A 13,759-nucleotide genomic window follows, 5' to 3' on the forward strand; every position below is an offset into this window, starting at 1 on the left:
ATCCACGGTGCGTGACCGAGGCCGCCCGCAAGGACATGGTTGTCGCTGTTGTGCTCGTGACGTACAACAGCGCCGACGTGCTGGACGACTGCTTGACCTCACTGCTCGACGGCGCCAAAGGCGTGACGTTGCGTGACGTCCTCGTCGTCGACAACAACTCCCGCGACCACACCGTCGCGCTGGCCGAGACCGCCGCGGACCTGGGCTTGCCCATCCGTGTGGTGCAGCTCGGCCGCAACGCCGGGTACGCGGCCGCGATCAACGCCGGTATCGACGCGCTGCGACCGGATCCGCCGGACGCGGTGCTGATCCTCAACCCCGACGCGCGGTTGCGGGTCGGGTCGATCGCGGCGCTGGCCGCTTCGCTGAACGGGCGCCGCGGGATCACCGTGCCGCGCCTGGTGTTCCCCGACGGGTCGCTGCAACCGTCGCTGCGCCGCAAACCCACGGTGCTCAACGCCCTCGGCGAGGCCGTGCTCGGTGCGCGGGCCGGCCGGACGAAGCGGCTCGGGGAGCTCGTCGTGGCCCCGGAGGAGTACGAGCACCCGGGCCCGGCCGTCTGGGCGACGGGTGCGTCGATGCTGGTCTCGTGGCAGGTCTCCGAGGAGGTCGGCCGCTGGGACGAGAGCTTCCTGCTCTACAGCGAGGAGACCGACTTCACCCTGCGGGCCGCCGATCGTGGCTGGACCTGTTGGTACGAACCGGCTTCGGTGATGGAACACCTCAACGGCGAGTCCGGGACCAACCCGATGCTGTGGGCGTTGCAGACCGTGAACCGGGTCGTGTTGTTCCGGCGGCGCAACGGTTTCGTGCGTGGTGGGCTCTACTGGCTGGCGGTGACCGCCGGTCAGGCGGTCCGGGCGCTGGCCGGGCGCCGCCCGGCGCGGCTGGCCGTGCGGTGGCTGGTCCGCCCCTCGGCGCGGATCACGGTGCTGCCGCAGTGAAGGTCGTCGGGTTCGGCGAGTTGTCCGCGCAGGACCTGGAAACCTGGCACCGGCTGCGGCAGGCGGACCCCGCGCTGGACAGCCCGTACTTCCACCCGAACTTCAGCCGCGCCGTGCACGAAGTCGCCGGGGACGTCCAGGTCGTGGTCGCCGACGGCGGGGTCCTGGCCGTGCAGGTCGACGCAGGTGTGGCGCGTCCGGTCGGGTGGCCGGGGGCGGACTTCCAGGGGCCGATCGGCCCCGGCATCGAACCGGCTGCGGCGCTGGCCGCGCTCGGGGCGCGCTCGTTGGAGTTCGACCACCTTGTCGACGGGCACCCGGCGTTCGAGCCGTGGATCGAAGGGCGGCGCATCTCGCCGTACGTCGAGACCGATGGCGGGCTGGACGGCTACCTCAAGCGGGCGTCGAAGTCCGGGCGGGACAACATGGCGCAGGCACGACGGCGCACGGCCAAGGCCGGGCGCGAGCTCGGTGCGCTGCGGTTCGAGGCCGACCTGCCGGATCCGGCGGTGCTCGACCAGGTCATCGAGTTGAAGCGGGGGCAGTACCGGGCGACCGGGGCGCGGGACTACTTCGCGGTGCCTGGGCGCCGGGAGCTGTTGCACCGGTTGCTGGCCGAGCGCTCGCCCGAGTTCGGCGGGGTGCTGTCGGCGGTGTTCGCCGGCGACCGGTTGTTCGCGGCGCACTTCGGGATCCGGTCCGGGGGCGTCCTGCACTGGTGGTTCCCGGTTTACGAACCGTCTTTCGGCAACTACGCGCCGGGCTGGGTGTTGTTGCGGGAGCTGGTGTCGGCGGCGCCGGCTTCGGAGCTGGTCCGGATCGACCTCGGCCGCGGTGAGGACGAGTACAAGCGACGGGCGATGACCGGGCACGTCGAGGTGTGCCAGGGGATGGTGGCTTCGCGGGCTCGTCGTGGGGTGCGGCGCGCCGGGCTCGCCGTGCGGTCGGCGATCAAGGAGTCGCCTGTTGGGCCGCACGCCAAGGCGGTCCTGCGCAAGCTCCGCTCGCGCTGACTGCCCTGAATGGCCCATTCGGGGCGGTCAGCGTCCCTGATGCGACATTCAGGGCACTGGCGGGGACGGCGAGCTGGCGTTGCTGACCAGGACCTGGGGTTGGCCCGAACCGTCCGCGGCCGACGCGTAGATGGTGGGCGAGCCGCCGTTCGAGGCCGGTTTGCCGTAGGCCAGCGTGGCGTTGTCCAGCCACGCGGCCTGGTCGTCGACGCCGAGCGAACCGGGCAGCGCCGTCTCCACGCCGGTCTTCAGGTCCAGCACGACGAGCTCCCACTGGCCGAGCCGGCCGGCTCGCTTCTTGTACGCCACGCGGGTCTGGTCCGGGGACAGCGACGGGCACTCGGCGCCGGGCCGCACGGTCTCGGCCTTGCGCGTCACCAGGTCGCCGCGGATCAGCCAGGCCTTGTCCGCCGACCCCAGCGTCGCGTAGAAGGTGCGGTCGTCGGTCGCGACCGTCATGCCCCAGAAGTTGAAGTCGGCGCGCTTCTCCGCCTTGCCGTCGACCAGCACGGTGAACGGCTCCAGGGAGTCCATCTCCGCGCCGGTGCGCAGGTTCACGAAGCCGGTCCGGGTGGAGAAGCCGCCCGGCGTCGAGTACGAGTCGCCGACGACGAAGACCGTCCAGGACACGACCTGACCGGACGCGGAGACCCGCGCGCGGCTGGGCACACCGGCCAGCCCGACGGTCCGCACCACGGCACCGGAGGCGTTCACCACGGCGGCCTCGTAGCTGGGGCCCGGACCGGCAAGGCGCAGGCAGATCGTCGTGCCCGCGGCCGTGTAGACGCGCTGGCAGCGCAGGTCCTCGAAGCTGACCTCGCCGGTCGGGTCGAGCCGGGCGACCTGGTCCTTGCCGTTGGCGTGGTCGACGTACAGCAGCCCCGTCGCGGTGCTCGCGCCACGGCCGGGCGCGGCCTGGCTCTGCGACGTCCAGACCACGTACGTGACCCCGCCCAGCAGGACCAGGACCATCGCGACCACGCCGACGACGATGCGGTGGCGGGTGAACCATGCGGTCATGCGCCGGCCGCCGGCCGGATCAGCGCGCTCACGGTGATCAGTGTGGCCGCCAGCGCCACAACCGCCACCAGAACCGCCGACGCCATCGACAACTGGGTCATCAGCAAGCCGAACAGCAGCGACGAGGTGAACCGGCCGACCGCCTGCGCGGTCTGCACGATGGCCAGGCCGCTGGCCCGCAGCTCCGGGGCCACGAGGGTGGCGCCGTGGGCCATCAGGACGCCGTCGGTCGCCGCGTAGAACAGCCCGTGCAGCAGCAGCGTGCACGCGGCGAGCGGCAGCCCGCCGAACGGGCCGAGCAGCAGCAGGTAGACCCCGAGCAGCACCACGTGCCCGGCGAAGAAGACCTTCCAGCGGCCGACCTTGTCCGCCAGCTGGCCCAGCGGCGTGGCCGCGAGCAGGAACACCAGCGCCGTGCCCAGCGGCATCAACGGCAGCAGCCGCGGGTCGACGCCGGTGGTCGACTGCAGGACCAGGTAGACGAACACGTCGGCGATGCTGACCAGCCCGAGCATCAAGGCGGCCAGCGACGTCCGGGCGATGCCGGGTTCGCGCAGCAACGCCAGCGACCGCTTGACCGACACGCGGCTCGCGGACGGCACGGCCTCGGCCTTCGGCGGCTGGCGGACGAAGCACACCAGCACGATCAGCCCGAGCATCGCGAAGCAGAAGCTGATCATGAAGATCGGGCCCGGTTTCGTGCCGAGCGAGGTCAGGACCAGGTAGGTGGCCAGCGGCCCGAGCAGGGCCCCGATCGTGTCCATCATCCGGTGCACGCCGAACGACCGGCCGAGCTTCTCCTTGGTGGTGACCAGCGAGATCATCGCGTCGCGGGGGGCCGTGCGCAGGCCCTTGCCGGCCCGGTCCACGGCCAGCACCCCGGAGAGCCCCGCCGCTGAGGCACCGACCGCCGGGAATGCGAGCTTCGTCACAGCCGACAGGCCGTAGCCGGCCACGGCGACGGCCTTGTGCCTGCCGATCTTGTCAGAGAGGTAGCCGCCGACCATGCGCAACACGGACGTCGCGCCGGTGTAGACCGCGTCCAGCATGCCGACCTGCAGGTAGCTCATGTTGAGCGTGAAGACCAGGTACACCGGCAGGAACGCGGTCACCATCTCGGAAGACACGTCGGTGAGCAGGCTGACCGTGCCGAGCAGGACCACCGTGCGCGGGACGGCGGTGCGAAGGGTCGACGAAGCGCCGGGCCTGCCGCTGCGCGTCGACGCGACGTACACGCTCACCTCCGGCAGATGGTCACTCCCTCGTGGGACGACATCGCCGCTGGTTCACTGTCCGTAACAGGTGTCCGGGCGCGGTCGATGTCGCAGTCGTGTCCTGCAGCACCCCTGTGGCGAGCGTGGTCATCGCCGCGCACAACGAAGAGGCCGTCATCGGCCGGTGTCTCGACGTCCTGACCGGCACCGCCGAACCGGGTGAGCTGGACGTGGTCGTCGTGGCCAACGGGTGTGCCGACCGCACCGCGCTGGTGGCCCGCGACCGCGACGACGTCGTGGTCATCGAGACCCCCGAGCCGGGCAAGAGCAACGCGATCGCTCTCGGTGATCAAGTCTGCCGGACCTTCCCGCGGCTCTACCTGGACGCCGACGTGGACCTCGACACCGAGTCCGTGCGCGCCCTGGTCAAGGCGGCCGCCGAGGACGGCGTGCTCGCCGCGGCACCGGTCGCCCACTACGACCTCGCGGCCACCGGCCCGGTCGCGAAGCGGTTCCACACCGTCCTGGAGACGCTCATCGGCGAGCGCCGCATGCTCGCGGGGGCGGGCGTCTACCTGGTGACCGAGGCCGGCCACGAGCGGGTCTTCCCCATGCCGGAGGTGCTCTCCGACGACGGGTGGGTCGATCGGTCGTTCACCGGGGCCGAACGCGTGCGCGTCGCCGGTGCCCGCTCGGTGGTCCGGCCGGCTCGCACCGTCGGCGCCGTCGTGCGGCGCCGGGCCCGGGTCCGGCTCGGCAACCGCCAGCTCGACCGGCTCGGCCGCCCGGCCGACGAACCCCGCCTCGGCCTCGGCGAGCTGGTCCGGCACGTGCGCGCCGGGCGCGTCCCGGTGCTCGACGCGGGCTGCTTCCTCACCGTCCTGCTCGCCGACCGGGTGCTGACGCGGTGGCGCGCGCTGCGCAACCGCGGCTCGCAGTGGTCCGCCGACCGAACCAGCCGCAGCGGAGGCCCGTCTTGAGCCGCACGCCCCACGTCCTGATCATCGTGCAGAACCTCCCGGTGCCGTTGGACCGCCGCGTCTGGCTGGAGTGCCAGGCGCTGCGCAAGGCCGGTTACGAGGTCTCGGTGATCTGCCCGAAGGGCCCCGGCGACCCGGCGCGCCAGGTGATCGACGGCGTGCACATCCTCAAGTACGCGCCACCCAAGGAAGCAGCGGGCGCGCTCGGCTACGCGTGGGAGTTCGTCTACTGCTGGCTGCGCACCGCCTGGCTGTCGCTGCGGGTGTGGCGCCGGTCCCGCTTCGACGCCGTCCAGGCGTGCAACCCGCCGGACACCTACTGGGCGCTGGCCCGGTTGTGGCGCCTGCGTGGCGTGCGGTTCGTCTTCGACCACCACGACCTCAACCCCGAGGTGTTCCGTTCGCGGTTCGGCGAGCCGAAGGGGCTCGCCGCGCGCATGCAGCTGAAGTTCCTCTACTGGCTCGAACGCAGCACGTTCCGCACCGCGGACCGGGTCGTCTCGACCAACACCTCGTACCAGCAGATCGCCGTGCGGCGCGGTGGCGTGCCGATCGAACGGACGGCGGTGGTGCGCTCCGGGCCGGACACGACGGTGATGAAGCCGGGCGAGCCGAAGCCGCAGCTGCGCCGCGGCCGCAAGCACCTGGTGGTCTACCTCGGCATCATGGGCCCGCAGGACGGCGTGGACGGCCTGATCGACGTGGCCGAGCGGGTCGTGCGCAAGCACGGCCGCGACGACGTGCAGTTCGCGTTGCTGGGCTTCGGCGACTGCCTCGAGGACCTCAAGCGCCGCACGAACGAACTGGGCCTGACCGACTTCGTGCACTTCACCGGCCGGGTCGGCCCACCGGAGATCGCCGACTACCTCTCGACGGCTTCCGCGGGCGTGACGCCGGACCCGGCGAGCCCGCTCAACGACGTGTCCACGATGAACAAGCCGATGGAGTACATGGCCTACGGCGTGCCGTCGGTGGCCTACCGGCTCGGCGAGAACGCGAAGTCCACGCTGGACTGTGCGGTCGACGTCGAGCCCGGGGACGTGGACGCGTTCACCGACGCACTGCTGGACCTGCTCGACGACGAGCCGCGACGTGCGCGAATGGGTGCGCGTGGCCGGGAGCGGGCCGCTACCGTCCTGGACTGGAAACCGCAAGCTCGCAACTATGTCGCCGTCTACGACGGTCTGCTGAGGGGTTGACGCCATGTTCGCGCGACGGATCGCCGTTGTTGGTACCGGGTACGTGGGACTCACGACCGGTGCGTGCCTGGCCTCGCTCGGCCACCGCGTCGTGTGCGCGGACGTGGACGCGGCCAAGTTGGAACGGCTCTCCCGCGGCGAGGTCGACATCCTCGAACCGGGTCTGGCCGAGCTGGTCGCCGAGGGGCTTGCCGCCGGTCGCCTGCGGTTCGTGCAGGGGGCGACCGCCGCGGTGTCCGGTTCCGGTGACGACGCGGCTGAGGTCGTGTTCCTGTGCCTGCCCACACCGATGGGCGTCGGCGGGGTCGCCGATCTGTCCACGGTGGAGCGTGTGGTGGACGAGATCCGGCACCTGCTGCGGCCCGGCGCGGTGATCGTGAACAAGTCGACCGTGCCGGTTGGGACCGCGTTGCGCACGTCGGAACTGCTGGAACGCGACGACGTGGCGGTCGTGTCCAACCCGGAGTTCCTGCGCGAGGGATCCGCGGTGCAGGACTTCCTGACCCCGGACCGGATCGTGGTCGGGTGCGACCAGCAGGACGCGGCCGAGCGCGTCGCCGCCCTGTACGCCCGCCTCGGTGCGCCGACGGTGTTGACCGACGCGGCGAGCGCGGAGTTGGTCAAGTACGCGGCGAACTGCTTCCTGGCGATGAAGCTGTCCTATGTCAACGCGATGGCCGAGCTGTGCGAGCGCCTGGGCGCCGACATCTCCGACGTCACCGAGGGCATGGGTTACGACAGGCGCATCGGGCAGTCGTTCCTGCAGCCCGGCCCCGGTTGGGGCGGGTCCTGCCTGCCGAAGGACACGCACGCGATGCTGCAGGTGGCCGACGGCGCGGACTTCGAGTTCCGGTTGCTGCGCGCGACCATCGACACCAACACGCGCCAGCGCCAGCGTATCGTCGACAAGGTGCGCCTCGCGGTGACCGGCAAGCGCGCCGGCTCGTTGTCGCGCCGCCGCCTCGGCCTGCTCGGCCTGACGTTCAAGGCCGGCACCGACGACCTGCGCGACTCACCGGCGCTGGCCGTCGCCGCGCTGCTGCGCCAGGCGGGAGCCGAGCTGGTCGGCTACGACCCGGCCCTGCACGAGGACGCGGCCAGCCGGCCCGAACTCGCGGGCATCACGATCGTCGACGACCCGTACCTCGCGGCGAAGGACGCCGACGCGGTCATCGTGCTGACCGAGTGGCCCGAGTTCCGCACCCTGGAGTGGGCGAAGATCGCCGAGGCGGTCCGCAACCCGGTCGTGGTCGACACCCGGAACCTGCTGGACGCCGAGGCGCTCAACCGCGCGGGGGTGCAGTGGACGGGGCTCGGCCGCAAGCCCCGCCGCCGGGTCGCCGCGACGGCCTGAGGCCGGGGTTTTCCACAGGCTCCTGGTTGTCCACAGATTCGCTCGCACCCCGTTGTGCTGCCGGCAAACCGATAGAATGGACCTGGGGTCGCCCCCCGGAGCGGGTGGGGGCTCTCTTGAGTACAGGGTCGATGGAAAGTGTTGTGCTGCAACGGAAAGCGCTAAGCCCAGTCGACCAGGACCAGCGTCTTGTCGTCGTGCACCTTGGGGCGTGGCCAGCGGGTGCCGTCCGGATCGCCGCGTTCGGCGTCTCGAACCTGGCGCAGGACCGCTTGCGCCCCTTGCGTTCGAACACTCTCCAGCACCGCTGACCAGTCGGCGAACAGGCCGTAGTCCTCGACGCCGCACGACATCCCGTCGCTGGCCATCAGCACGGCGCGTACCTGCTCGCGGGGCCAGCGTGCGGTGATCGCGTGGTAGGCGGCGTCCGGGTCGGCCTCGGCGACCCAGAACCCGCCTTCGGCGTTGCGCAAGGCATCGAAGCGCCGGGCGGACTCCCGCAGCGCGGACGCGTGCTCGGTGCCGTAGCCGCCGCCGCTGCGCAGGCGGTCCCGGTAACTCCCGCGCCGGGGCAGCGAAGCGAGCCGTTCGTCCGCCACCAGCTGCACACCGTCGCTCGTGAACGCGACGATCGGGCTGTCGGCCAGCACGAGGGCTTCGACGACCTCAGCGGTCCACCGCAGCATCGCGACCGTGCTGGACGCCGACGCGCCGGGCCGCAAGCCGTGACGTCTCGCGAGCTCGGCGATCGCCCTGGCCAGGATGTCCTCGAGCCCGAGTTCCGGGTGCGTGGTGAGTTCGGTGCCGAGCTGGGCGGCGAGCGTGGCCGCGTACCAGCCGCCGCTCGGCAGACCAGGGCGCAGCGAGGTCGCGCCGTCCAGCAGCACCACCGACGTGCCGAGCGACACGACGACGTCCTCGGTCGGGCGGATCACGCCGTCCACGCCAGTGCCTGCCAGCTGGGCCGTCTGGATGTCCGTCACGCCTTCGAGCCTGACTCACGTCAACTTGGGTTGACAACGCGGCCACGTCAACCTAGATTGACATCATGACAGAAGCGACCGAACTCGCGTCGGCAGCGGGTGACCGCGATCCCCGGGTGGGGCTCCGCGCGGTCGCCGCCCTGCGCCGGCTGCTGGAACAACTCGAGGCAGTCCAGGTGCGCAACGCACGCAACAACGGCTGGTCCTGGCAGGACATCGCCGCCGAACTCGGCGTCAGCCGCCAGGCCGTCCACAAGAAGTACAGGGGGCACTGAGGTGTTCGCACGATTCGACAAGAGCGCGAAGCTGGTGGTCATCGGCGCGTTGAAGGCCGCGGAGAAGGCCAGGTCACCGCAGATCGCCGAGGAGCACGTGGTCATGGGTCTGCTGGACCAGGACGACAGCCGGGCCGCGGTGGTCCTCGCGCCGCACCGCGTCCCCAAGGACGAGGTGCGCCGGGCCTACCGGGACGCGGCCAAGGTCGGCGGGATGAGCCAGTCCGACGCCGCCGCGTTGAAGGAACTGGGCATCGACCTGGACGAGGTGATCGCGAGCGTGCGGCGCGACCACGGCGACGACGCGCTGGCCGCGCCCTTGTCCGGACGGCGGCGAGGTGCGCGCACCCGCGGGTTCACCGAGGACGTCCGCAAGATCATCGTCACCGCGATCCGCGAGGCGCAGGAGCTGGGCGACCGGCACCTGGGCGACGAGCACCTGTTGCTGGCCCTGCTGTCCAGCGGCACGGTGGCCGCGGACGCGTTGGCCGCGCACGGCGTCAGCTACGAAGGCGTGCGCTCACAACTGGTTCAGATGCACGACAAGTAGGACTGGGTCAGCCAGTCCCGCAGTTGGTCGTCCACTTCGGACGGTTCGCGGACGTTCACCCCGTACCACCACCGGCCCACACCGGTGCGCATCCGCCGGGACAGCCGCGGGTGGTGCAGTTCGGCGGGCAGGGTGAACCGGACGGCCTCCCAGCGCACCATCGGGCGCAGTTCGCCGAAGGTCGCCGGGCACTTCAGCAGGATTCCGATGGACACCGGTTCGACGTGCACCGGCCCGACGGAGGTCAGGTGGTCGAGCACGGCCTCGACCACCGGGCGTTCGAAGGGCGGACCAGTGCGCAGGTATTCCTCGAGCGGCATCGCGGGTGAGCACTCGTGCGACTGCCCACGGCGGGCGAAGATCCGTTCGCAGTCAGGGCACGTCCACGGCATGGGCCCCAGTCTCGGGCCTGGCCCGCCAGGCGAGCAACGGCAGGAACGCCTGCACGAGCGGACCGATCGCGACCGCGTACACCACGGTGCCGATGCCGACCGTGCCGCCGAGCAACCAGCCGGTGAGCAGGACGGTCACCTCGATCGTGGTCCGGACGAGCCGGATCGACCAGCCGGTGCGGGCGTTGATGCCGGTCATCAGCCCGTCGCGCGGGCCGGGACCGAGCCGGGCGCCGATGTAGGCCGCGGACGCGACGCCGTTGAGCACCACCCCGCCGACCAGGAACAGGATGCGTCCGACCAGGTTGTCCGGGGTGGTGAGCAGGGCGAGGCCGGCGTCGACGGTGACGGCGATGACCAGCACGTTGCACACCGTTCCGATGCCCGGGCGCTGGCGCAGCGGGAACCAGAGCAGCAACACGGCCGCGCCGGTGATCGCGGTGATGGTGCCGAAGGTCAGGCCGGTGCGCCGGCTCAGCGCGTCGTGCAGGACGTCCCAGGGGTCCAGGCCGAGGGTGGCGCGGACCTGCAGGGACATGCTGAAGCCGTACAGCGCGAGGCCGGCGAGGAGTTGCACGAGCCTGCGCGTGGGGGCGGTGCGGACGCCGACCGGGCGCACGTCAAATGTTCTGGGCAGGGACACGGCCTCATAGTGCGTCGATATTGGCCTTTACTTCGAGTACCAATCGGCAATAATTGGTAGGTATGTGGCCTCGTGAACGCCTGTCCGCCCGCCGCTTGGCGACGTTGCTCGGCGATTGGCGTGGCCCGGGGGCCCGTTCCGGGGCGGCCGACCTGGCGGCCGGGGTCCGGTTGCTCGTGCTCGACGGCCGGTTGCCCGCGGGTACCGGGCTGCCCGCGGAGCGTGAGCTGGCCGAGGCGCTCGGCGCCAGCCGGACCATGGTCGGCGCCGCGTTGCGCCGGCTGCGCGCCGACGGACTGGTCGCCAGCCGTCAGGGCTCGGGCTCGTGGATCACGATCCCCGGTGCGGCGATCCCGGTCGACCCGCCGCCGGGCGCCGACCTGATCGACCTGGCCCGGGCCGCGCCGGGCGCGATCGCCGGGACCGGCGCCGCGCTCGAGCGCGTGCGTGCGCCGATGGCCGACATGATCCGTGGCCACGGGTATTCGGAGCAGGGCCTGCCCGTGCTGCGGGAACAGATCGCCGAACGCTATGCGGCCCGCGGCCTTCCCACCGATCCCGATCAGATCGTCGTGACCAGCGGGGCGCACCACGCGTTCGTGCTGGTGCTGCGCATGCTCGCCGGTCCCGGCGACCGCGTCCTGGTCGAGCAGCCGACCTACCCGAACGCGCTCGACGCCATCCGCGCCACCGGCGCGATCCCCATGCCCGTCCCGCTGACCGACGAGGGCTGGCAACTCGACGACTTCGAGGCGGCGCTGCGCCAGACCGCGCCCCGGCTCGCGTACCTGATCGTGGACTTCCACAACCCGACCGGCCTGCGCATGCCCGCGGAAACCCGTCCGCGCCTGGCCACGGCGCTGCGCCGCTCCCGGACCACCGCCGTGATCGACGAGACCCTGATCGAGGTGGACCTCGACAGCGGCGAGCCCGCGCCGCCGTCGGTGGCCGCGTTCGCGGGCGACCGCGCGATCACCCTCGGGTCGGCCAGCAAGTCGCACTGGGGTGGCCTGCGGCTCGGGTGGATCAGGGCGTCACATGATCAAGTCCACCAACTGCTCGCGGCCCGCAATGGCCTCGACCTGGGGTCGTCGGTGCTGGACCAGCTCTTGCTCACCGACCTGCTGCGCACCTCGGACGCCGCCCTGGCCGCACGGCGCGTCGAGCTGGCCCGCGGCCGGGACGTGCTGGCCGCGGCCGTCACCGAGCACCTGCCGGGGTGGACGTTCCGGCTGCCCCGCGGCGGCCTCAGCCTCTGGTGCCGCCTGCCCGCCCCGGCCAGCACCCGGCTGGCGGTGGCCGCCCGCAACTTCGGCGTGCGCGTCGCTCCCGGGCCACGCTTCGGCGTGCACGGGCTGGAGCGGTGGATGCGCCTGCCGTACCCGTTGCCGCCGGACGACCTGCGCGAAGCCGTCCGCCGCCTGGCCGCCGCGGCGCAAACCGTGTGGAGCGGTTCGGCGGAAGTCGGCGAGAGCGCCGAAACCGTTCCCGTGGCCTGAGTTTTCCCCAGGCGGGAGGTTGTCCACAGATCCGCTCCACGCGCCCCACACCCCGTCTGACCTCGATAGACTGGTTTCAAGGGGTGCCCCCGGGAGGGCGGGGGCTTGCCTACGCGAGGCAGCGAAATTCGGGGCGAGTTCGGGCGGTCTCGGGTGTCGGCGGCGCGCTGGGATCGGCGGCGTCCGGGCCGGGCTGGACCCGCCGGCACCGCGACAGCCATCAAAGAAGAAGCTGAGCGCAAGCGCGCTCCGGTCGACCCGGCCCCTCGTCGGGACGACCGGAGCGCGCTACCGGTGGGGCGCCCCGGCGCCGCGGGGGCAGCGCGGCGCCAGGGCTGAGGTCCCGACCTGACCGGGCGCGGTCGGCAGGTCGGGTAGCTGTTGTGGGGTCGGCTCCTGGGCGCGGCTCGGTGCGAGCTGTGGCAACCGGGCCGACGGTGGGTGGAGGAAACGGCGCAAGCGGTTGCGCCGGGCGGACTAGTGCCGAGCAGAGACAACGGCGTGCGGGACAGACGTCTCCCGCATCACGGGCTCAGCTCAATCGGGCGCGGTGGCCGGGCGGTCCTGGTCCCGGTCGACCGCGGTCGCCCGGTGGTCGATCGCCGTGCCGGTCGCGGTGGGCGGCGTCAACGTCGCGTCACCGCCCGTCGTGAGGAACCAGCTCTTGCCGTGGGTCGTCGTGTCGTGGCCCGCGCTGATCGTCGTGGACGGTGCGGGCGGCGCCTGCGGCGTGGACGGCGCGGTCGGGAACGGCAGCCCGACCTGGTTGTCGGCGTCCCCTTTGGACGGCTTGGTCGCCGGCCGGGCCGGCGCCGTGGTGGTCGCGCGCTTGGGTGTAGCGCGGTGCTCGCGGACGACATGGGTCTTGTGGGTCACCTTGGGGGTGGCGACCGCGTGCGACTCCCGCTTGACGGCGGGCGGCTCGCTCACCTGGTGCCTGACCGGTTCGGCGGGCGCAGTCGACGCCGTGCCGGTGACCGAGGAGATGCCGGTCAGCAGGTCGGGGAGCGTCGTGTCGACAGAGGACTCGTCGCCGCTCGTGTCGGCCGCAGGCGGGCTGTCCGAATCGGACTCGTACGTGCTGCTCCCGCCGAGGACGTCGCCGACGGTCTGGGTGAGACCGCCGAGCAGGCCACCGAGCAACCCTTGCTGCTGTGACGACGTGGTGGCGGCCGCGTCGTCGGTTTCGGCTTGCCCCGACGACGTGCTGGCCGAGGCCGACCCGGCCATCAAGGAGCTGAGCAACCACGCGGCGACCACGAGCCCGGCGGTGACCACCAACCGGGCGAGGAGTGTCCGCAGCCGTGTGCCAGTGCGAACCGCACTGCCCACCGCGACCACCCCCGACTTCGTGGACGAGTTGTTCCGCAGACGCCGCTGCAGGTTGCCAGACTAACCGGGCGAGCACGGCAGGCAAAGCCGCATCTGGGCCATCGTCGCCGGTCAGCCCAGGCACGCGCGGTGACCGGACCGGTCAGTAGCTATGTCGCGGAGCACCGTCCATGGGACCGAGTGCGCGACATGCTGGGCCGACTCAGTGCCGGTACTCGCACACTCAGTGATCAACAGCGGGTTTGGCGCGGTTGTTCGACGCACGAGCCGGCCCATTGGTCGCACCCGCCACTCTTTCGTGCGGTAACCGGATCATGGCGGAGCGTGCCCATTCACGCCGTCGTCCCACCGCCGTTGCGTA

At 71.8% G+C, this 13,759-nt stretch carries 14 protein-coding genes; 8 read left to right on the plus strand and 6 right to left on the minus strand.

What is annotated here, in order from left to right:
• Positions 1 to 11 precede the first annotated feature (11 nt).
• Entirely contained in the window at positions 12 to 944 is a 933-nt protein-coding gene (locus EV186_RS07355; protein WP_243753863.1) for a glycosyltransferase family 2 protein, read from the plus strand.
• Positions 941 to 1,957: a GNAT family N-acetyltransferase gene (locus EV186_RS07360; protein WP_133848256.1), complete on the plus strand. Its 1,017-nt coding sequence runs from the start codon at positions 941 to 943 to the stop codon at positions 1,955 to 1,957. The genes EV186_RS07355 and EV186_RS07360 overlap by 4 nt, the downstream gene beginning before the upstream one ends.
• 48 nt (positions 1,958 to 2,005) lie before the next feature.
• On the opposite strand, the gene EV186_RS07365 is transcribed toward EV186_RS07360, so the two are convergent.
• On the minus strand, positions 2,006 to 2,977 hold the full coding sequence (locus tag EV186_RS07365) for a TolB-like translocation protein (protein WP_133848257.1): 972 nt from the start codon (positions 2,975 to 2,977) through the stop codon (positions 2,006 to 2,008).
• A complete protein-coding gene (locus EV186_RS07370; RefSeq protein ID WP_133848842.1) occupies positions 2,974 to 4,212 on the minus strand; it encodes an MFS transporter in 1,239 nt (412 codons plus the stop codon). Before EV186_RS07370 ends, EV186_RS07365 begins: the two co-directional genes overlap by 4 nt.
• Before the next feature lie 95 nt (positions 4,213 to 4,307).
• Between EV186_RS07370 and EV186_RS07375 the strand changes: the two genes are divergently transcribed.
• From EV186_RS07375 to EV186_RS07385, 3 genes are read left to right on the plus strand one after another with little or no spacing between them, the layout of a single operon-like run.
• A complete protein-coding gene (locus EV186_RS07375) occupies positions 4,308 to 5,171 on the plus strand; it encodes a glycosyltransferase family 2 protein (RefSeq protein ID WP_243753864.1) in 864 nt (287 codons plus the stop codon).
• A complete protein-coding gene (locus EV186_RS07380) occupies positions 5,168 to 6,370 on the plus strand; it encodes a glycosyltransferase family 4 protein (protein ID WP_133848258.1) in 1,203 nt (400 codons plus the stop codon). Before EV186_RS07375 ends, EV186_RS07380 begins: the two co-directional genes overlap by 4 nt.
• A 4-nt stretch (positions 6,371 to 6,374) precedes the next feature.
• Positions 6,375 to 7,724, plus strand: a complete 1,350-nt coding sequence (locus EV186_RS07385; protein ID WP_133848259.1) for a UDP-glucose dehydrogenase family protein — start codon at positions 6,375 to 6,377, stop codon at positions 7,722 to 7,724.
• A gap of 161 nt (positions 7,725 to 7,885) precedes the next feature.
• Here the strand turns inward: EV186_RS07385 and EV186_RS07390 are convergent, their stop codons facing one another.
• The gene (locus EV186_RS07390; RefSeq protein ID WP_133848260.1) at positions 7,886 to 8,707 is read right to left on the minus strand and encodes a protein phosphatase 2C domain-containing protein; all 822 of its coding nucleotides are present in this window, start codon (positions 8,705 to 8,707) and stop codon (positions 7,886 to 7,888) included.
• A gap of 65 nt (positions 8,708 to 8,772) precedes the next feature.
• On the opposite strand from EV186_RS07390, the gene EV186_RS07395 reads away from it, so the two are divergent.
• Together EV186_RS07395 and EV186_RS07400 are read left to right on the plus strand one after the other, a co-directional pair.
• Positions 8,773 to 8,982 carry a helix-turn-helix domain-containing protein gene (locus EV186_RS07395; protein WP_133848261.1) on the plus strand — a complete coding sequence of 70 codons (210 nt, stop codon included), beginning with the start codon at positions 8,773 to 8,775 and terminating at the stop codon, positions 8,980 to 8,982.
• Between the two features lies 1 nt (position 8,983).
• Entirely contained in the window at positions 8,984 to 9,532 is a 549-nt protein-coding gene (locus EV186_RS07400) for a Clp protease N-terminal domain-containing protein (RefSeq protein ID WP_133848262.1), read from the plus strand.
• Here the strand turns inward: EV186_RS07400 and EV186_RS07405 are convergent.
• Entirely contained in the window at positions 9,514 to 9,924 is a 411-nt protein-coding gene (locus EV186_RS07405; RefSeq protein ID WP_133848263.1) for a DUF5655 domain-containing protein, read from the minus strand. The genes EV186_RS07400 and EV186_RS07405 overlap by 19 nt on opposite strands.
• A complete protein-coding gene (yczE, locus tag EV186_RS07410) occupies positions 9,905 to 10,561 on the minus strand; it encodes a membrane protein YczE (protein WP_133848844.1) in 657 nt (218 codons plus the stop codon). The genes EV186_RS07405 and yczE overlap by 20 nt, the downstream gene beginning before the upstream one ends.
• Positions 10,562 to 10,629: 68 nt before the next feature.
• On the opposite strand from yczE, the gene yczR reads away from it, so the two are divergent.
• Entirely contained in the window at positions 10,630 to 12,066 is a 1,437-nt protein-coding gene (gene yczR, locus EV186_RS07415) for a MocR-like transcription factor YczR (RefSeq protein WP_166659051.1), read from the plus strand.
• 537 nt (positions 12,067 to 12,603) lie between these two features.
• Here the strand turns inward: yczR and EV186_RS07420 are convergent.
• Positions 12,604 to 13,398, minus strand: coding sequence for a hypothetical protein (locus EV186_RS07420; protein ID WP_133848264.1), 795 nt, complete (start codon positions 13,396 to 13,398; stop codon positions 12,604 to 12,606).
• Between the last annotated feature and the right edge of the window lie 361 nt (positions 13,399 to 13,759).

This window comes from Labedaea rhizosphaerae (genome assembly GCF_004362825.1).
GTDB lineage: Bacteria > Actinomycetota > Actinomycetes > Mycobacteriales > Pseudonocardiaceae > Labedaea > Labedaea rhizosphaerae.